This window comes from Nocardia jejuensis NBRC 103114, from assembly GCF_001613145.1.
Taxonomy (GTDB): Bacteria; Actinomycetota; Actinomycetes; order Mycobacteriales; family Mycobacteriaceae; genus Nocardia; species Nocardia jejuensis.
This window is the reverse complement of the sequence record NZ_BDBU01000082.1, coordinates 1-18,328: the sequence shown is the minus strand read 5'-3', so window position 1 is coordinate 18,328 and position 18,328 is coordinate 1. Positions and strand designations below refer to the sequence as shown.

20 protein-coding genes are annotated in these 18,328 nt (G+C 68.9%); 12 read left to right on the top strand and 8 right to left on the bottom strand.

The window, feature by feature from the left end:
* On the top strand, positions 1-1,456 hold a 1,456-nt coding region (locus NJ1_RS37435; protein WP_084479261.1), incomplete at its 5' end, for a branched-chain amino acid ABC transporter substrate-binding protein.
* A 245-nt stretch (positions 1,457-1,701) separates the two neighbouring features.
* Here NJ1_RS37435 and NJ1_RS37430 read toward each other — a convergent pair.
* Positions 1,702-2,436 (bottom strand): TetR/AcrR family transcriptional regulator, encoded by a 735-nt coding sequence (locus tag NJ1_RS37430; RefSeq protein ID WP_067705016.1) that lies wholly within the window; start codon positions 2,434-2,436, stop codon positions 1,702-1,704.
* A gap of 159 nt (positions 2,437-2,595) precedes the next feature.
* Here NJ1_RS37430 and NJ1_RS37425 point away from each other — a divergent pair, with 159 nt between their 5' ends.
* The 5 genes from NJ1_RS37425 (at position 2,596) to NJ1_RS37405 (ending at position 7,424) form a co-directional block, all read left to right on the top strand.
* The gene (locus tag NJ1_RS37425; protein ID WP_067705013.1) at positions 2,596-3,549 is read left to right on the top strand and encodes an ATP-binding cassette domain-containing protein; all 954 of its coding nucleotides are present in this window, start codon (positions 2,596-2,598) and stop codon (positions 3,547-3,549) included.
* Positions 3,546-4,379 (top strand): ABC transporter permease, encoded by an 834-nt coding sequence (locus NJ1_RS37420; protein ID WP_422615815.1) that lies wholly within the window; start codon positions 3,546-3,548, stop codon positions 4,377-4,379. The genes NJ1_RS37425 and NJ1_RS37420 overlap by 4 nt, the downstream gene beginning before the upstream one ends.
* A gap of 430 nt (positions 4,380-4,809) precedes the next feature.
* Positions 4,810-5,658 (top strand): lysophospholipid acyltransferase family protein, encoded by an 849-nt coding sequence (locus tag NJ1_RS37415; RefSeq protein ID WP_067705012.1) that lies wholly within the window; start codon positions 4,810-4,812, stop codon positions 5,656-5,658.
* Positions 5,659-6,037: 379 nt separating this feature from the next.
* Positions 6,038-6,742: a MerR family transcriptional regulator gene (locus NJ1_RS37410; protein WP_067705009.1), complete on the top strand. Its 705-nt coding sequence runs from the start codon at positions 6,038-6,040 to the stop codon at positions 6,740-6,742.
* A gap of 130 nt (positions 6,743-6,872) precedes the next feature.
* A complete protein-coding gene (locus NJ1_RS37405; RefSeq protein WP_157574650.1) occupies positions 6,873-7,424 on the top strand; it encodes a hypothetical protein in 552 nt (183 codons plus the stop codon).
* A gap of 370 nt (positions 7,425-7,794) precedes the next feature.
* Here NJ1_RS37405 and NJ1_RS37400 read toward each other — a convergent pair whose 3' ends face one another.
* The 3 genes from NJ1_RS37400 to NJ1_RS37390 form a co-directional block, all read right to left on the bottom strand.
* A complete protein-coding gene (locus NJ1_RS37400) occupies positions 7,795-8,178 on the bottom strand; it encodes an FHA domain-containing protein (protein WP_084479260.1) in 384 nt (127 codons plus the stop codon).
* A gap of 301 nt (positions 8,179-8,479) precedes the next feature.
* Positions 8,480-8,953, bottom strand: coding sequence for an ester cyclase (locus NJ1_RS37395; protein ID WP_067705000.1), 474 nt, complete (start codon positions 8,951-8,953; stop codon positions 8,480-8,482).
* Between the two features lie 262 nt (positions 8,954-9,215).
* On the bottom strand, positions 9,216-9,440 hold the full coding sequence (locus tag NJ1_RS37390; RefSeq protein ID WP_067704995.1) for a hypothetical protein: 225 nt from the start codon (positions 9,438-9,440) through the stop codon (positions 9,216-9,218).
* Between the two features lie 242 nt (positions 9,441-9,682).
* Between NJ1_RS37390 and NJ1_RS37385 the strand changes: the two genes are divergently transcribed.
* The 3 genes from NJ1_RS37385 (at position 9,683) to NJ1_RS37375 (ending at position 12,305) form a co-directional block, all read left to right on the top strand.
* A complete protein-coding gene (locus tag NJ1_RS37385) occupies positions 9,683-10,252 on the top strand; it encodes a hypothetical protein (protein ID WP_067704994.1) in 570 nt (189 codons plus the stop codon).
* The gene (locus tag NJ1_RS37380; RefSeq protein WP_067704992.1) at positions 10,249-11,331 is read left to right on the top strand and encodes a PrsW family intramembrane metalloprotease; all 1,083 of its coding nucleotides are present in this window, start codon (positions 10,249-10,251) and stop codon (positions 11,329-11,331) included. Before NJ1_RS37385 ends, NJ1_RS37380 begins: the two co-directional genes overlap by 4 nt.
* Before the next feature lie 107 nt (positions 11,332-11,438).
* The gene (locus NJ1_RS37375; protein WP_067704991.1) at positions 11,439-12,305 is read left to right on the top strand and encodes a GNAT family N-acetyltransferase; all 867 of its coding nucleotides are present in this window, start codon (positions 11,439-11,441) and stop codon (positions 12,303-12,305) included.
* A 131-nt stretch (positions 12,306-12,436) separates the two neighbouring features.
* Here the strand turns inward: NJ1_RS37375 and NJ1_RS37370 are convergent, their stop codons facing one another.
* On the bottom strand, positions 12,437-13,591 hold the full coding sequence (locus NJ1_RS37370) for a DoxX family protein (protein WP_067704990.1): 1,155 nt from the start codon (positions 13,589-13,591) through the stop codon (positions 12,437-12,439).
* A 281-nt stretch (positions 13,592-13,872) separates the two neighbouring features.
* On the opposite strand from NJ1_RS37370, the gene NJ1_RS37365 reads away from it, so the two are divergent.
* Positions 13,873-15,198 carry a cryptochrome/photolyase family protein gene (locus NJ1_RS37365; protein ID WP_067704988.1) on the top strand — a complete coding sequence of 442 codons (1,326 nt, stop codon included), beginning with the start codon at positions 13,873-13,875 and terminating at the stop codon, positions 15,196-15,198.
* Positions 15,199-15,206: 8 nt separating this feature from the next.
* Here the strand turns inward: NJ1_RS37365 and NJ1_RS37360 are convergent, their stop codons facing one another.
* The 3 genes from NJ1_RS37360 to crcB (NJ1_RS37350) all read right to left on the bottom strand — a co-directional run bounded on the left by NJ1_RS37360 (position 15,207) and on the right by crcB (NJ1_RS37350) (position 16,720).
* A complete protein-coding gene (locus NJ1_RS37360; protein ID WP_067704983.1) occupies positions 15,207-15,668 on the bottom strand; it encodes a nitroreductase/quinone reductase family protein in 462 nt (153 codons plus the stop codon).
* 201 nt (positions 15,669-15,869) lie between these two features.
* Positions 15,870-16,232: a fluoride efflux transporter CrcB gene (gene crcB / locus NJ1_RS37355; RefSeq protein ID WP_067704981.1), complete on the bottom strand. Its 363-nt coding sequence runs from the start codon at positions 16,230-16,232 to the stop codon at positions 15,870-15,872.
* A complete protein-coding gene (crcB, locus tag NJ1_RS37350; protein ID WP_067704978.1) occupies positions 16,229-16,720 on the bottom strand; it encodes a fluoride efflux transporter CrcB in 492 nt (163 codons plus the stop codon). The genes crcB (NJ1_RS37355) and crcB (NJ1_RS37350) overlap by 4 nt, the downstream gene beginning before the upstream one ends.
* 243 nt (positions 16,721-16,963) lie before the next feature.
* Between crcB (NJ1_RS37350) and NJ1_RS37345 the strand changes: the two genes are divergently transcribed.
* Both NJ1_RS37345 and NJ1_RS37340 read left to right on the top strand, forming a co-directional pair.
* Positions 16,964-17,371, top strand: coding sequence for a YciI family protein (locus NJ1_RS37345; protein ID WP_067705019.1), 408 nt, complete (start codon positions 16,964-16,966; stop codon positions 17,369-17,371).
* On the top strand, positions 17,347-18,328 hold a 982-nt coding region (locus tag NJ1_RS37340; RefSeq protein WP_067704975.1), incomplete at its 3' end, for an RNA polymerase sigma factor. The genes NJ1_RS37345 and NJ1_RS37340, both read left to right, overlap by 25 nt.

Below are 18,328 nucleotides of genomic sequence, written 5' to 3'. Positions count from 1 at the left end.
GGTCGGCGGCACCAGGGACCTGACGGGCCATTCGGCGTCCGAGACCTGGGTCCCGGCCGCCGAGGCGTATTCGGGCCGGGACGCGGCCGCGACCACGATGGGGGCCGGAGCGGCGAGTCCCGCCACGATGGGCCCAGCCACCGTGGATCTCGCCACGTCGGGCCCGGCCGGGCCGACCTCCGCCACGAAGGACGCCGCGGCGCAGCCTGTTTCGGCCGATCCGTCCCCGCGCGCGTCGCGGCGGTGGCTGGTGGGTGGTGCGGCGGCGGTGGCCGTGGTGCTGGCGGTGGTCACCGGAATCCTCTGGGCGAGCCGCGATTCCGGCACGGTGGGCGATGGTTCCGGCGCCGTCGCGCGCGCGGCGCTCTACCCGGGGGTGCTGCCGCTGACCCAGCTCGACGCGCAGGGCGGAAAGGCGCCCATCGCGACCGGAACCCTGGAGGCCGCCGGGGTCGGCGGCGCCGTCTGCGAGCCGGTGACCATCGCCGCGATGGGCCCGCTCACCGGCGACGGCGCCGATCTGGGCAGCCGCACCTTCGGTGGAATCCGCTTGGCCGTCGATCAGTTCAGCCGCGCCAATCCGGATTGCCGGATCACGGTGAAGGAGTTCGACACCACCGGCGATCCGCGGGAGGCCGGGCGACTGGCCGCCCTCGTCGCGAACGATCCCTCGATCGTGGCGGTGCTCGGCCCCATGTTCTCGGGGGAGGTGAACGCGTCCGGTCAGACCTTCAGCGATGCTGGGCTGTCGTTCCTGACTCCCGTCGCGAGCAACTCCGGACTCTCGAAACAGGGCTGGGGCACCTTCTTTCGCGGTATGGCGGACAACGATATGGAAGCCCCCGCGGTGGCCCGCTATCTGACCGGGACCGGCCTGCGCGATATCTGCGTGATCTCGAACGGCACCGACCACGAGACCACCGAGAGCCGTGCGGTCATCGCCGCCCTGGGCGGCGCGGCGGACCGGAACTGCATCGCCACCGTGGATCCCGGCGCGGATCCCGGTGCCGCGGTCACCGCGATCGCGGCCGCGCGCCCGGACGGCGTCTATTACGTCGGCGGCCCCGAGGGCGCGGGCGCGCTGGTCCAGAAACTCCGGAAAGCCGGTGTCACAGCGACATTCGTGGCCGGTGAGGGCAGCTACGAATCCACCTACACCGCCCTCGCCGGCGCCGCCTCCACGGGCACGCTGCTGTCGTGCGTCTGCGGTCCCGCCACCGATCGCTTCCTGGCCGACTACCACAACTTCAACCGAAGTGTGCCGGGCGCGTTCTCGGCCGAATCCTACGACCTGACCGCAATAGTCCTGGGCGGCACGGCATCCGGTCACACCACCCGTGACGGCCTCCTGTCGTACCTGCGATCCTTCGACGGCACCGGCGTCGCGCGCACCTACCGCTGGACCCCCACCGGCGAACTGGCCGACCCCCGCATCTGGCTGTACCGGGTGGAGTGATCGGGACCTTCGCGCCGCACCAGGCCGAGGGCCGGATCCTGCGGGCGTGTCCGCAGCGGCGACGAGTGGACCGGGAGGCGAACCGGATGCGCGAGCCGTCCGCACAGCGGATCCGGCAGTGCGGGGCCGGATCCGGCAGTGCGGGGCCGGATCCGGCAGTGCGGGGCCGGGTGCGGCTGTGTCGGGTAGGGCGTGGCTGTGTCGGGTAGGGCGTGGCAGTGTCGGATCGGGCCCGGTAGCGTCGGCTAGCGTTCGCCGTGCTCGCGTACGAACGCTTCGTACCCGTCCAGCAGGCGGTCGAGGGCGAAGCCGAAATCGGCCTCCTCCCAATGTATGTCATCGTCGTCGAACGCTTGATGCGCCAGCGCGCTGGTGATCGCGGGAAACCGTTCGGGGTCGAGCACTCCGGACAGGATCGCGGTGAAGTCCTCGTCCTGTCCGGCCGACCTGATGGTGTCGCGCAGGAACCGTGCGCGCCCGATGACGTAGAACGACAGGTTCGTCACCATCTGCAGGCGGCGTGGCTCGGGGATCGGCGCCGCGGCGAAGGCGGACAGGCCACACTCGAGCCAGGCCATATTGTTCGGCCCCAGCGGGGGAGAGGTCATCGGGATGTCCAACCACCAATCGTGCCGCCGGATCGCATGGAACTCCGCCCAGGCCCACGCCTCGAGCGCGGCCCGCCAGCCGGTGCCGGCGGGCAGTTCGGGCGCGGGGCCGATGGCACGGTCCGACAGCAGTTCGACGAGCGTGTCCTTGCTGTCCACGTACCGATACAGCGACATGGTGGTGAAACCGAGTTCTTTGGCGAGCCTGCTCATCGACAGCCCGGCATAGCCCTCGGCGTCGGCGACCGCGATCGCGGCGTCCAGGATCTGCGCCAGGCTGAGTCCGCGTTTCGGGCCGCGACTGCCCGCGGCCTCCAGTTCCCACATCAACTTCACCGATGTGGGCAGGACCCGCTGCTCGGGCGTCTCCATAGGACCTCCTGTCTCGTTCTCCTACATCTTGCGCCATGGTCGAAACTGTGTAGCATGTACACATCAGTGTATTGCATACACAGTTTATGAATCGGGCTGCGCGCCCGAATGTGTGCGATCACGGTGCGACTCACTACATCGCCAGTCGATCGGGGTTCCATGTCCACAACCGTCCAACCGCCCGCCATCGAGGTGCGCGGGCTCGAGAAATCCTTCGGAGACCACGCGGTCCTGAGTGGCATCGATCTGAATGTGCCTGCGGGAACAGTGTTCTCGCTGCTGGGTCCGAACGGAGCGGGCAAGACCACCGTGGTGCGCATCCTGGCCACTCTCGCCCGGCCGGACGGGGGAGTCGTCCGGGTGGGCGGCCACGACCCGCTCGCCGACCCGGACGCGGTGCGCGAACTGATCGGCGTCACCGGGCAGTTCTCCGCCGTCGATGAGGTGCTCACCGGTGCGGAGAATCTGCATCTGATGGGACGGCTCCTGCATCTGGGGCGCACGGAAACCGTCAGGCGCGCATCGAGTTTGCTCGAGCAGTTCGATCTGACCGAGGCCGCGCGCAAGCCGGTGAAGACCTACTCCGGCGGCATGAGCCGCCGCCTCGACATCGCCATGAGCCTGATGGGCGATCCGAGCATCGTCTTCCTGGACGAGCCGACCACCGGCCTGGATCCACGTAGCCGTCGCGAATTGTGGGATGTGATCCGGGGTTTGGTCGCGGGCGGCGTCACGGTCTTGCTGACCACGCAGTATCTGCAGGAGGCCGATCAGCTCGCCGACCGGATCGCCGTACTGGACGCCGGGCGCATCGTCGCCGAGGGCACCGCGGGCGAATTGAAGCGACTCGTCCCGGGCGGTCACGTCCGGATCGGTTTCGCGGATGCGCACGGCCTGGCCGCCGCCGCGCGCGCCGTTCCGCAGGCCGAGGCGGACGCGGATCAGCTCGTGCTCCAGGTGCCCTCGGACGGCAGCGTCGGCGAGATCCGCGCACTCCTGGACCGGCTGGACGGTCACGACCTGAGCATCGGCGAACTGTCCATCCACACACCCGATCTCGACGACGTCTTCTTCGCCCTGACCGGCACCGCTTCGGAAGGTACAGCGCAATGACCACCACCACCCGCTCCTCGGGCACCGCCGCGTCCGCACCGGCCACCGCGGCACGCGCCCAGGGGAATTCGCTGACTCGCGCGGTACAGGATTCGATCACCATGGTGGGCCGCAATCTCCGGCACACCCTGCGCAGCCCGGATTCGATGATCATGACCATCGCCGTGCCGGTCATGATCCTGCTGATGTTCGTGTACGTGTTCGGCGGCGCGATGAACGTCGGCGGCGCGTACATCGACTACGTGGTGCCCGGCATCGTGCTGCTGTGCGCCGGATTCGGTTCCGGCACAACAGCCGTCGCGGTCTCCACCGATATGCACAACGGCATCGTCGACCGGTTCCGCACCATGCCGGTCTCGCGATCGGCGCTGCTGTCCGGGCACGTCGTGGAGAGTGTGTTGCGCAATCTGCTGACCACCGGTCTGGTGATCGTGCTCGCGGTGGCTATCGGTTTCCGCCCGAGCGCCGATCCGCTGCGCTGGCTCGGAGTGCTGGGCGTGCTCGCGGCGTTCGTGCTGGCGCTGTCCTGGGTCGCGGCCGCACTGGGGCTGCTGGCCCCGAATCCCGAGGCCGCCAACGGATTCACCTTCGCCTTCATGTTCCTGCCGTACATCAGCAGCGCATTCGTCCCGGTGAGTTCGATGCCGGCCTGGCTGCACGGGTTTGCCGAGCATCAGCCCATCACCTCCATCACCGAGACCGTGCGTGGTCTGCTCATGGGCACCCCGGTCCGCGACGATGCCGCGATCGCCCTGGCGTGGTGTGCGGGGATCGGCCTCGTCGGCTACGTCGCCGCCGGTGTGCTCTTCCGGCGCCGCGGCGTGAATTGAGCACGCGCGCACGATGATCCGTCAGGCGAGGGACGGTTCGGAGTTTCCGGTCGCCCCGACATGCCTATACCCAGATATGCGCATCTAAGCATGAAAGGCGCGTATGCCGCGAAACGGTCGCTCGCCACCCGAGATTCGAGAGAACAAGGCCCGGACCCGGTGAGCGGCTGTTGGGTTTCGCACATTCTCTACCAAGCGATTGCTTGCTTTTGGTAGCGTCGAAGGGGCAGGAAGACGGCGACGGGCACGGTCGGGGAATGAGACCGAATGCGCAGCACGCCGTTTCTGGTCCGCGCGGTGCGCGAGACCGTCGGGACTATCAATGGGGATGTATCCGGGGCAATTCAGTTGTGCTCGACGTCTTTTCGGACGTCGGCGTGCGTAGGCGCGTGCCGCCCGTCTTCCGGCGACGGAACAGACAGGACGACGCATGAACGAGAACAAGACGATTCCGGATCCGAACCACCCGCTGCTTCCGGTGGCCCGGGCCTATACGAATTACTTCACGCCGACCGTCACCGGCATCGAGAACGTGCCCACCTCCGGTCCGGCGCTGGTGATCGGCAATCACTCGTCGATCTACTGGGCGCCCGAGGTGTGGGTCACCTTCATGGCGACGATGGACCACCGCCCGGGCGAGCCGACCAACGGCGTCGCGCACGATATCCTGCTGCGGGCACCGTTTCTCGGTGACAGCCTGCGTAGTTTCGGTGCGATTCCCGCCTCGCGGGATTCGGCGAAGGCCGGGCTGAAAGACGGTGGCGCGGTCATGGTCTACCCGGGCGGCGACTGGGAGGCGTGCCGCCCCTGGACCGAGCGCGGCAAGATCGATTTCGCCGGCCGCAAGGGCTTCATCCGGCTCGCACTCGAGCTGGGCGTTCCGGTGATCCCCGCGGTCGCCAACGGCGGCCACGACTCGATCTTCGTGCTCAGCCGCGGCGAACGCACCGCCAAGCTGCTGCAGCTGGACAAGCTGGTGCGCGCCAAGGTGTTTCCGTACACGCTGGGAGTGCCCTTCGGCGTCGCCCCGATCCTCCCCCAGGTTCCCCTGCCCGCCACGGTGAACGTCAGCTTCCTGCCGCCGCTGGAGTGGTCGACGCAGCCGGGCGACCCGGACGACACCGCGGCCGTGGCGGCGAACTACGACCAGACCGTGGCCACCATGCAGGCCGAACTCGATCGCCTGCGCGCCGAGACCCCCCATCCGGTGGCCACCGGAGTGAAGAACCACCTGGCCGCGCTGCCGGGCCCGCTGTCGAACCTGGCCAATCTCTTCTGAGGCCGACCGACCATGAGGTAGGGCAACGGCTTTCGGGGTATCCGCCGCGGAAGCCGTGCGCCCGGCACGGTCGGCGCTGGGCGACCGGGCACTCCCCTGCGATCGACGGCACTCCCATGCGATCGACGCCGCCCCGGCTCGACCCGATCAGGTCCGGCCACCGGGTCGCAATCCGGCCGATGTCCGAATCCTGCCGCCTCGAACATGGCGGATCGAGCAGCGCCGGTAGCTCGACGCGCTCGAGACGTGTTGCGAGGGTTCATGGTTGGGTGCGACATGCCTCACGAGACTCAGGTCTCGGGCGCCTCGGATCGGAATCGCGTAGGTAGGTTCACGCGAATCTACGGATGCGCGGTTTCGGCGAGGTTGGAAATACACCATCGATGAGCTCGCGCGCGCTGCCGGTACGACGGTCCGGAGCGTCCGTGTGTACCACGAGCGCGGCGTCCTGCCGCCGCCTCAGGTGAAGGGCCGAACCGGGTACTACAGCCCCGAGCATCTCAACCGTGTGCACACCATCAGCCGGCTGCTCGATCGCGGCATCAAGCTCAACGGGATCAAGGAACTGCTGGCCGCACTCGACCGCGGCGACGATCTCGGCGATGTGCTCGGAGTGGGCGAGACGGACGAGCCCGCGACCCCGGCGGTGAGCGATTCCATCTCGGCCGCCGATCTGCAGGAGCGCTTCGCGCAGGTGCCGAACGGGCTGGCGCGCGTGGTCGCGGCGGGGATCTACGAACCGGTGGACGCGGTGAACTACCGGGTCGCGGACGGGCTGCTCGCCGGCTTCGTCGATCAGCTCACCGCGGTCGGACTGCCCGCCGAGGCGGTGCTGGGCGAGCTGGAGCGAATGCGCGCCGACTGCGACCGGATCGCACGCCGTACCGTCGATCTGCTGCATCGGGAGGCCTGGGACCCCTACCGCCGATCCGAGCGCACGCCCGCGGACCTGGTGGAGCTCAGCGAACAGGTTCGAGTGGCGCGCACCTTGCCCGGACAGGTGGTGGCAGGGCTGGTGACCCAGCTCATCGATCGTGAGATCGGGCACGATGTGGAGCTCACGGACCTGCTGAACAAGATGTGATCCGGACTTCCCGCGGGTGAGAATGACCCAGCTTATGTGCCGCTGAATAGCGGTACATTAAACGGCGTTAGCAGCGCCGTTCCTCGAAGCCGACGTCGGCGCGTGATCAGCACACGAGACGGAGACGTCGATGAGCACTGACTACACCCGGCGCAACGGCCGCGAAACGCCTCGATTCCGGCGTTGGATGCGCACCGCGGCCATCCTCGCGGCCGGTACGACCATTGCCACGCTGGCCGGGGGAGCACTGCAACCCGCCCGCTCCGCCGCGGACACCGCCCTCGGCTGCCTGTGGGACGGCGCGGTCCATCGGCAGGGCAGCACGGTCTTCAGCGGCGGCTGGATGTTCTCCTGCCATGACGACGGATTCGGTGTCGGAATCTGGTCCCACGATCGTGCGCTGGGCCACGCGGCCACCGTTTCCAGCCCCGGAACCGGCAGGCCGCGCGGAGTATTCAGCCCGGGCGCGTGGCAGCCGGGCTCGGAATACAACGACTACTGCGTCGGTGATCAGCTGATCGACGGCGGCGAGGCCGTGTACGAGCTCCAGGCCGGACCCGGGGGACAGCTCTACTGGCATCCGGTCGCCGGGATCGACCAGTGGGATTTCCGGCTCAGCGGGCCGCGCCCGCATCCCACCGAGCGCACCGCGAGCCTGTGTATCGACGGCGTGCTGTCCTGACCCGCGGTTCGATCGCCCTGCGCCCCACCCTGTGCCCGGCGCGCGGTCTCACCGCGCGCCGGGCACAGTTCGCGGCCCGCTCACCGGCACGAACGTCCGGGCACGGCGAGGTCCTACGTGCGCCCGACACGGCGAGATCGGACGTACGCATGGCACGGCGAAATCCTACGTGCGCCCAGCACGTCGAGATCGGACGTACGCATGGCACAGCGAGATCCGACGTACGCCTGGCACCGCGAGATCCGACGACTGCCCGGCACAGCGAGATCCGACGTACGCCCGGGCATGACGAAATCCACCGCGTTCGAATGCTTTCGGCGCAGTGGATTTCGTCATGCCCGGGCGGGTTGATCCCCCCGCTGAGCGCGAGTTATTCGGAGGTGTGCGCGGTGCGGCTCGGCTCGGCGTAGGTGATCGAGGTGACCTCCAGCACCAGGTTGCCGAGGGTGACCGTGTCGCCTCTTCCGAGGAACGCCCTGTCTCCGGAGCCGATACGGTCGGCATTGACCCGGGTTCCGCATCGCGAGCCGTCATCCCGGATCCACAACCCGAGATCCGGATCGACGCCGACGCTGGCATGACAACGGGATACGCCCATACTCCCGAAGGCGTCGGGCAGTTGTCTGCCCGGACCGCGCCCCACCTCCACCGAGATTCCCGGCGGGATCAGCAGCTCGATCGCGTGCGCTCCGTCGAGCACGGCCAGGCGAACCATTGCGGACGGCATGCCTTCTCGATGTCCGGGTGCGGGCATGGAACGGCTCCTACGGCAGGGGAGAGCATGCGCTCGGGTGAGGGGATCGCCTCGGAACGCGGGACTGGCGCGTCCCGAGGCGATGATCACGATCGACCAGCGTGAAAACCGCGCATCCGTCGCGGTGTTCGGTCGGCGAAGGGGTCGTCGCCGGTGTCGCCGGTGATCGTGACGGCTGGGGTGTGGGGATCCGAGAGGCCCCTCGCACAACGATATTCGAGCCGAGCCGTCGGCACGGCGATCGAATGTCCCCACCGGTGGAAAGGCTCCGCCGGGACCGCCGAGGTGATGCCGTGATCGGTTACTGGATCGCGGCGGCCGCCGTGGACAGCAGGCCCGAGTGCCCGATGCCAGCCAGGCAACCGTGGAAGCCCCAGTGCCGAACGATCATGCCGTTGTCGATGCGCATCCAATGGGTCTGCGCGACACGGAATCTCGTGCCGTCGGCGGGTATGGTCCGGTCGACTTCCCCGGCAGGGGTGTGGAGGGTCAACGTGCCGACCCGGCGTCCGGTCATCATGGTTTCGAGGCAGACGATATCGCCGTCGGCGACCACGTGCAGGATCTCGTGTCGCAGGCCGGACACCGCCGCGCGGAGAAACAGCGCCGCGGAGTAGAAGCCGTGCGGTCCGGGCAGGCGCGCGGCGGGTGCTTCGAGGGTGCCCTCGCGGTGCGCCACCGGATGGATCACGGCGTCGAAATGCGCGCGATTGCCGGTCGGCAGGATCTCGAGGCTGCGGACAGCCACCTGCTTCGCACTGGTTGTCGAACTCATACAGCTCCCAAAGCTCTACGCCCGCAGACCGATTCGGAACCGGGTGTCACCTTTCCCGGCGATCCGGGATTTGGTTCGCCCTTCACCCGTACGACGCCTGTTCGTTGCGTCCTCGTTCTCGGGCGAATGCTAGGCACCTCGCTGTGATTCCGCACGGTGCTCTTCCCAGCCGCGGGAAGTCGCGGCGGCCGTAGCCGCCGCGATTTCCCGTTCGACCGATTCCAGTGCACCGACGCCGCAGTGATCGCCGGGGCCGCGACGATCAGTTGCCGCCCTGGCACGGCCGCGTCACCGAACCGGGAACGCAGCCCAGCGGCGACACGCCGTTGGGCAGGAACACATGATGCGTGCCTTCCCCGAGGCTGCTGCGGCCGTCGTGGCCGCTGGTGTGACACTCCGCGCTTGCCAGCGCGTACGGCATCGGCGCGGTGAGCAGTGCGCCGGTGGCTGCTGCGGCGACGACGAACTTCCGGATTCGAGGAGTCATGACGGGTCCTTCCAGATGGCTTCCGGCTTACGCCTAACCGATGAACAATGTGCCGCTATTTAACGGCACATTGAAGAAGTGCGCAGCGGTGGATATTCCCGAGGCTGGGAAGGTTCGCGTGGTCATCGATGGGGCGAGGTGCCCGATTTCTGCTGTTTTCTGTGGTTAACTCTCCGCAAAGAAGGCGGAGGGTGCGGTGAGCCGCGCCCGGATCGCCGGACCGCGGTGAGAGGCTGAAAACAATGGTGCGCCTTGTCCATTCCGTCGTGCCGGCGCTCGCGGCGGTGGGGGCGCTGGCCGCCGTGTTCGCCGTGCCGGCGGTGCTGGACGCGGTGATCCCGACCCGGGAGACCGCGCTGGCCGCCGGGACCGAGATCACGCTGACCGCAAGTGGAGTGGGCGCGGTGCACGGCGGTGCGGATCCGGCCGACGCGGTCACCTTCGCGCTTCCGGAACCCATGCACCGCGTCGCGACCGGATCGGACTCGGCGGCGGTGTTCCGCTCCGATATCGCCGATCAACGGCTCGCGGTGTCGGTGGTGGACGGCATCACCGACTTCGATACCGCCGCACCGCGATTGCTGCTGCCGCTGAAGGCGGCGGGCCGCACGGTGAATTTCGACGGCGGCGTCCTGGACGTCGGTTCCTTCCACGGCCTCACCTGTGTGCTGCCCGATACCGCGGGCGGGGTGTGCGCGGTCGCCACCAGCGGCGATATCGCGGTCACCCTCACGGTGGCGGGGCCGACCCGGGAGGCGGGCCTCGCACTCATCCGGTCCGTGCTCGAGACCGGCAAGGCGGTGCAGGCGTGAGTTGGTTCCAGCCCCGATCCGCCCTGTTCTGGGTGTACTGCGCGGCCGTGGTGGCCGGACCGGTCCTGTTCTTCCTGCAGGCATTCGGCACGGTCCGGTACGGGCTGGGTCCGGCGCTGGCCGCCATCCCGATCACGGCGCTGACCCTGCTGCTATTCGGCCGGATCCTGTTCGATCTGGACGTATTCCGGGCCCGGCGGCATCTCGTCGCACCGATGGTGATGGGCTTCACCTGGGGCGCCACGGTGTGGCCGGGGCTCTCGCTGTGGGCCAATGACCATGTGACGTCGGTGGTCACGAATCTGGGCGGCGACGAGTTCGCGGCGAACTGGCAGGCCTCGATCGCCGCGCCCATCGACGAGGAGCTGATCAAGGCGATCGGGATCGCGGTGGTGGCGGTGCTGTTCCGGGCGCGGCTGAGTCGTCCCATGCACGGCCTGGTGCTCGGCGGCGCGGTCGGGCTGGGTGCGCAGATCTCCGAGAACTGTCTCTACAGCGTGCAGACCGCGGTCTCCTCGCCGCAGTCGCCGGTGTTCGATGTGCTGTTCGTGGCGGTGCTGCGACTGGTCACGGCGTTCACCTCGCACTGGGCCATGTCGGCGCTCGCGGGTGTGGGCATCGTGGTGCTGCTGGTGCGCACGGACAAGCCGTGGTCGTGGCGGCTGGGTTTCTTCGGGCTCTTCTACCTGCTCGCGGTCGGCATGCACGCCGTCTTCGACGCGCCGCGCCCGTCGTCCGGGCCCAGCTGGCTGGTGGTCTTCCTGCCGATGATCGTCGATCTGGTGATCTTCGCCATCGCGTACTCGTGGGTGCTGCGGACCGAACGGGACTGGTTCCGCGCCCTCATCGCCGATCCGATGGCGCGGACCATCGGCACCGAGGCCGGATTGTCGAATCTGCTCACCGGGCCGCTGCGGCGTAAAGCCCGTGCCGCGCTTCGCCATTCGACCGGGATGTCGCGGCGCGCCGCGCACCGCTACGAGCATCAGCTGATCGATCGGATCGGTGCGCTGCCGGTCGGGGCGGGTCTGCCCTGGTCGGCGCCCGGTGCTGAACGGGCGAGTTACCGGCAATCGTGATCTACCCGTCCGGCGGGCGTCCTCGTGTCGGTGGGATTCGGTCGTCCGATAATTTCGTGCGTGCCGGTTACCTGCGCTAAGCAACGCGGACGCTAGCGTGGTTCCTCATGAGTGAGGGGATACCGCTATCGGAGACGAATGGCAGCGAGCCTGCGAATGAGCTGCTGGAGCGACGTCAGCAAGCGCTGTGCAACTACCTGGCGGCCAGTGCCGACACCGCGTCCACGCGGATCCGGGCCAACCTGACCGGGTGGCGAGGCTGGCTGCATCAACTCCCGGGCGGCTCGATCTCCACCTCCGCTCACCGCCGGGACGCGCTGCTGCGCGATCTCGCCGATCACGGAGTCGGGGCCGAGGACCATCGCTGGGGTGTGCTGTCCGGCGGCCGGTTGCGAAGCCTCGAAGCCTCGATATCGCTGGAGCGGACCCTTGCGAATCTCATCGCCGCCTACGAGGCGAGCGCCCCGCACTGGGCGCGTCAACTGCGCGTGGTCGCCGAATCCAGCGAGCAGGCCAGACCGCTGGCGGCGATGGGGGATGCGAGCGCGGTCGCCGATCTCACCGAACAACTGCTCGTGGTCACCAGGGCCGCGCCCGACGACCGAGCTCGCGAACTGCTCTCGGACCATCTTCCGGGCGTGCTGCGACCGCTTCCGTCGGACCTGACCACCTTGCGCCGCTCCGGGCCGCTGCTCGAGGTGGTGTTCGACATCTACGCGGACACCATCAAACTCGACAACATCACCGTCACCCGGGAATTGCGCGGCACCGGCCTCGGCACCGCCACCCTGCAGCACCTGTGTCGCGCCGCGGACGCACATCATCTCTACATCGTCGGCCAGTTGGTCCCGACCTACCGGGACGACGATTCCGCGGTGCCGGCGCTCGCACGCTGGTGCCGCGGGCACGGCTTCGCGGTCAACGAGCGTCTCGGCGGCCGGGTGGTGCGCACTCCGGTCAGCGTCTCCGCCTGACTGTTCCGCGCTAGCCGCCACGCGTCGTGGCGGAGCGCACGGTGCGGGACCCCCGTGCGGCGCCGTGAATCAGAACGGCCGACGGCCCCGCTCCGAAGAGCGGGGCCGTCGTGCTCATCGAGCCGAGGGGGTCAGCGTCGCGCCCACCGGCGACGGCCGTCGGTCGCCCGCTCACGCGCTGTCTCGGCCAGTCGCGCACCCTGCTCGGAGGCCGATTCGGCCAGCCGCGCGCCCTTCTCGCTCGCGACTTCGGCGAACTGCGCGCCGCGCTCGGAGGCGAGATCGGCCAGTCGCGATCCGCGCTCGGACGCGACCTCGGCGAACTGCCCGCCGCGCTCGGCGGCGATCTCCGCCAGCTGTGCGCGACGCTCGGCAGCCAGGTCGGCGAACTGCGAGCCGCGTTCGGACGCGACATCAGCCAGGCGCGAGCCCTGCTCGGAGGCGAGTTCGGCCAGTCGTGCGCGTCGCTCGGCGGCAGCCTCGGCGAGGTGCGCCCCGCGTTCGGACGCGATGTCCGCCAAACGCGAGCCGCGCTCGGACGCGATCTCCGCCAGATGAGAGCCGCGCTCGGACACGACCTCGGCCAGGTGCGAGCCCTTGTCCGAGGCGATGTCCGCCAGATGCGCCCCGCGTTCGGACGCGATCTCTGCCAGGTGCGAGCCGCGTTCGGAGGCGATCTCGGCCAGGTGCGAGCCCTTGTCCGAGGCGAATCCGGCCAGGTCACCGGTCTTCTCGGAGGCGACCTCGGCCAGGGTCCGGCCCCGGGCCGCGGCCTTCTCGATGGCCTTGTCGAAGGCGCCCGAGGACGCCGCTCCACCGGGCAGCGCCGCGGCGACCTTGGCGGCGGCGCGTCGTCCGCGCCACCCCAGGGACGGCTTGCCGGCCGTATCGGCGGAAGCGATGAGCAGTCCGCCGAGCAGACTCAGGTCCCGCAGGAACTGGGTGCGCTTGGCCGACCGGAGTTCGGGGTCGGGCTCGGCCCAGAAGTCGTGTTCGGTGGCCGAGGTCGGCAGCACCGTCAGGGCCAGCACCGCCGCGGCCGGGCGCGGGGCCCAGCCCAGCGCGAGCAGGATCCCACTGCCGACCTGCACCGCGGCATTGATCCGGACGAACTGCTGAGCGTCGGAGGGGAGTTTGGCCGCGGCCTTCTCGGGCAGCAGCCGCTCCCCGTGCTGCACGAGCGCGGCGGCGGATTTGACGCGCGTTTCCGGTCGGGTGAAGGTGCCGATGCCGTCGACGACGAATGCGGTGGCGAGCAGTGGGCGGGCCAGCCGGCGAATCAACATGAGGGACAGTCCTTTCCTACGTGGTACGGTCCGAGCGCTTCGGGACCAGGACTTCGGCGAGATCGGCCGCTCGGGCCGGTTTCCCCCGCCGATTCCTCCTGACATCGGGTCGCATACCCGAGATATCCGCGGCTAATCGCGGCCGGGAAGGTTGCCGCGGAACGGCCGCTGTTTCACGTAGCATGCTCGGCGTTCGTCAGATGGCAGCCGCACGATGACTCTTTGGGGGCAGCGTTGAGCTCGAGTTTCGACACCGGGAATCGTTCGCCGGAGTGTGTCCGGTGAGCGTGACGATCGCGTTGTTCACCCGGGACCTGCGAGTACGGGACAATCCGATGCTGGCGGCGGCGTGCCGGGCGGGTTCGGCGGTGGTGCCGCTGTTCGTCCTGGACGAGCGGATCGTCTCGGCGAAGTCGGTGTCGCCGAACCGGATTCGCTTCCTGACCGCCGCGCTCGCCGAGCTCGATGCCGAATTGCGCGCCGTCGGAGGTCATCTGGTGATCCGGCGCGGTGAACTCGCCCGGGAGGTGGCGCGGATCGCGGCCGAGACCAAGGCCGAGAGCGTGCACATCGCGGCCGATATGAGCTGGTTCAGCAACCGGCGTGAGGCCGAGCTGCGCGAGAGCCTGGCGGGCGGTGACTGTGTGCTGCAGGTGCATTCGGGGTCGATCACCGTCACCGATCCCAGCGAGGTGCTGCCCTCGTCCGGGCGTGATCATTTCGCGGTGTTCACGCCGTATTTCCGGCGCTGGATCGAGACGCCGATGCGTCCGCTGATCCGCCGTCCGCAGGAGCTGACCGTGCCGAAGGTCAAGGGCGATCCGCTGCCCGAGGCCGGTGACCTGTGCGCCGTTCCGGGCTCGCCGTCGCTCGCGGTGGGCGGCGAGACCACCGGCCGAAAGATGCTGCGCGACTGGCTCGCCGGACCGATCGAGGACTACGCCGAGCGCAACGACGATCTGGCCGCCGACGCCACCTCGCGGCTGTCGCCCTATCTGCACTTCGGCTGTGTGTCACCGACCGAGATCGTGCATCGCACCGACCTGTCGACCGCGAGCGGCGAGGCGTTCGCGCGTCAGATCTGCTGGCGCGACTTCAATCACCAATTGCTCGCCGCCACACCGCGGGTGGGCTGGACCGACTACCGCCCGCGCGGGATCAGCTGGCGGGACGACCCGCAGTCGGTCGAGGCGTGGCGCACCGGGCGCACCGGCTATCCGGTCGTGGACGCGGGCATGCGACAGCTGCTCGCCGAGGGCTGGATGCCCGGCCGCGCCCGTCTCATCGCGGCCAGCCTGCTCACCAAATCCCTTCGCGTGGACTGGCGAATCGGTGCGGCGCACTTCCAGCACTGGCTGGTCGACGGCGATGTCGCCAACAATCAACTCAACTGGCAGTGGGTGGCGGGCACCGGCACCGACACCAGACCGAACCGGGTCCTGAACCCGATCCGCCAGGCCGAGCGCTACGACCCCGAGGGCGAGTACGTGCGCCGCTGGATCCCCGAACTCGCCGACCTGCCCGGCGTCTCGGCCCACAAGCCGTGGCGCTCACCGCTGTTGGCCCCGGAGTACCCCGCCCCGATCATCGAGTGCAACGGCATGTGACGAGGGATCTACCTCGGGGTGAGCCGGACCACCGGGTACTGCCGGTCGGATTTGCTCTGGTACTTGGCGATCTGCGGTGCGGCGGTGGCGATGAGTTGCCACCCCTGCTCGCGTTCGGCTCCCTCGAGACGCAGCGGCCGCACCGCGACCGGATCCCGGCCGGGCAGCTCGATGGTCGCCCGGTCCGGATTCGCCATCAGATTGGCGTACCAGTCCGGATTCCGGTCCCCGCCACCGGAGGCCACGATCAGCCAGGAGTCGTCGCCGTCGCCGAACCATGCCACCGGTGATTGCCGCGGTTGCCCGCTCCGCTTGCCGACCGTGGTCAGGATCAGCAGATCCATTCCCATGAAGCTGCCCTTGCCCTTGCGGATCCGCTTGTTCGCGCGAGCGTTCATCCGCAGCTGGAACCATCGGGACACCGGCCCCGGACCTCCCGATCGCTGTGCTGTGCGCTGCTCGTCGGCCATCCGCTTCCTCCGCTCGCTTGTTCCGTCTCGCGACTTCGCACGATCGAGTCAGATCCACTGCTCATGACGGTACGTCTGCGATCGAGGCTATGTGCGGACCTGTGACCAGCGCTTCTCGATTCCTGATCGGTTCGCGGCGGCATACCCGGCCTGCCGGATCACCTGGCCTCGCACCGGCCACACCGAGAAATCGACGCCGAACTACCCGAAACACGCGTGGGTGAGGGCGTAGCCCGCGACCGCCGCGGCCAGACCCAGCACCACACTCGCCACCGCGTTGAGGATGGAGTGCCGGTACGCGCGCTCCTGCGCGAGGCGAACGGATTCGTAGCTGAAGGTGCTGTAGGTGGTGAACGCGCCGCAGAAACCGGTGCCCGCCACCAACATCCACGAGGCTGCCAGGTCCGCCCCGGTCAGTGCGCCCAGCAGGAAGCAGCCGGAGATGTTCACCAGCAGCGTCCCCCACGGAAAGCGGCTCTCGTGCCGGGACTGGATGGTGCGGTCGAGCAGGTAGCGGGCGGGCGCGCCGAGCGCGGCTCCGGCGATCACGAGCAGCATGTTCATCGAGCCTTCCCTTCGCTCAGGAACCGCCCGGTGGCGCGCGTGAGGGTCATCGCCAGTGCGGCGGCGGTGAGCGCCGCGATCAAGGTTCCGGCCAGGTACAGCACCGCGGTCATGATCGTCCCGGGATCCAGCAGTGCGCGAATGTCGTTGGCGTAGGTCGAGAACGTGGTGAACCCACCCAGAACGCCGGTGCCGAGGAACGGCCGGAGCAGGGGATGCGCGGGCCGGAATTCGGTGATCACGACCATGAGCGTCGCGAGCAGGGCACTGCCGATCACATTGATGGTGAACACCGTCCACGGAAATCCACCGGGGGGAGTCGGCCAGGCGAGGGTGAGCCCGTACCGGGCGAGCGCCCCGAGCGCCCCGCCGAGCGCGATCACGGCCACTATCGCGCCGTGCGCCCTGCCGAGTTCCTGTCGCTGGGCCGGTTCGTGCAGATCGATATCGGGATCGATTCCGAACACCGGTTGCGGCTCGATGGGCATAGTCGTCTCCTACTCCAGGCGGGCCCGAGGGCCGCACCGATGGGGTAGGGACTGTTGGCGGCCGATGCCGCGGTTGTTCCGAACCGTGTCCGGAGCGGCGAGCCCCACCGCCGCACCAGCGATCCTAACGCGCGATCGCCCGCCGGAAGAATTTCTGGCACGGTGATGTCGAGAACATGCCTGCGGCTCCGTCCCCGAGACGAGGACGGCCACCACGGGCCGTACACCGGTGAGGAGAAGATCATGGCCAAGTACCTGTTGCTCAAGCATTACCGGGGCGCGCCCGCATCGCGGAACGATGTGCCGATGGATCAGTGGACGCCGCAGGAGATCTCGGACCACATGCGATACATGCGGGATTTCGCCGCCAAGATCGTGGAATCCGGGGAGTTCGTCGACACCCAGCAGCTGTCGTCGGAGGGCACCTTCGTGCGCTCGGACGGCGAGGGCCGCCCGCCGGTGACCGACGGTCCGTTCGCGGAGACCAAGGATCTGATCGCGGGTTGGATGATCATCGACGTCGACTCCTACGAGCGCGCGCTGGAGTTGGCCGCGGAGCTGTCCGCCGCGCCGGGCGCGGGCGGGAAACCCGTCGACGAATGGCTCGAACTGCGCCCGTTCCTGGGATGCGCGCCGATGGTGACCGAGTAGATCGGGCGGCCCGGGTGGTGGCGACGGCGGACGAATTGCTGCTGCGGGAACTGACTCCCGCGGTGATCGGTGTTCTGGTGCGGCGCGGAGCCGACTTCGCTACCGCCGAGGACGCCGTGCAGGAGGCGCTGATCCAGGCCACGCTGAGCTGGCCGAAGGAGCGGCCCGGGGATCCGAAGGGCTGGCTGATCACGGTCGCCTGGCGCAAATTCCTCGATGCCGAGCGTTCGGAGTCCGCACGCCGCGAGCGCGAGGAGCGGATCGACGCCGAGCCGCCGCCCGGACCGGCCGAGACGACCGACGACACGCTGCAGCTGTACTTCCTGTGCGCGCATTCGTCGTTGACCCCGGCCTCGGCCGTCGCGCTCACGCTGCGGGCGGTCGGTGGGCTCACCACCCGGCAGATCGCGCAGGCGTATCTGGTGCCGGAGGCGACCATGGCTCAGCGGATCAGTCGCGCCAAACGCACGGTGTCCACGGTCAGGTTCAACCAGCCCGGTGATGTGGCGACCGTGTTGCGCGTGCTCTATCTGGTCTTCAACGAGGGCTATTCGGGCGATGTCGACCTCGCCGCCGAGGCGATCCGGCTCACCCGGCAGGTGGCCGCCGAGTCCAGCCACGAGGAGGTCGCGGGTCTGCTCGCGCTCATGCTGCTGCATCACGCCAGGCGGACGGCTCGGATCGCGGCCGACGGCACGCTGGTGCCGCTCGCGGAGCAGGATCGCGGCCGGTGGGACACGGCGCTGATCGCCGAGGGCGTGGACATTCTGCAGGCGGCCCTGGCCCGGGACCGCCTCGGTGAATTCCAGGCCCAGGCCGCGATCGCCGCCCTGCACGCCGACGCGCAGACCGTCGAGGACACCGACTGGGTGCAGATCGTGGAGTGGTACGACGAACTCGTGCGCCTCACCGACAGCCCGGTGGCCCGGCTCAACCGAGCGGTCGCGGTCGGCGAAG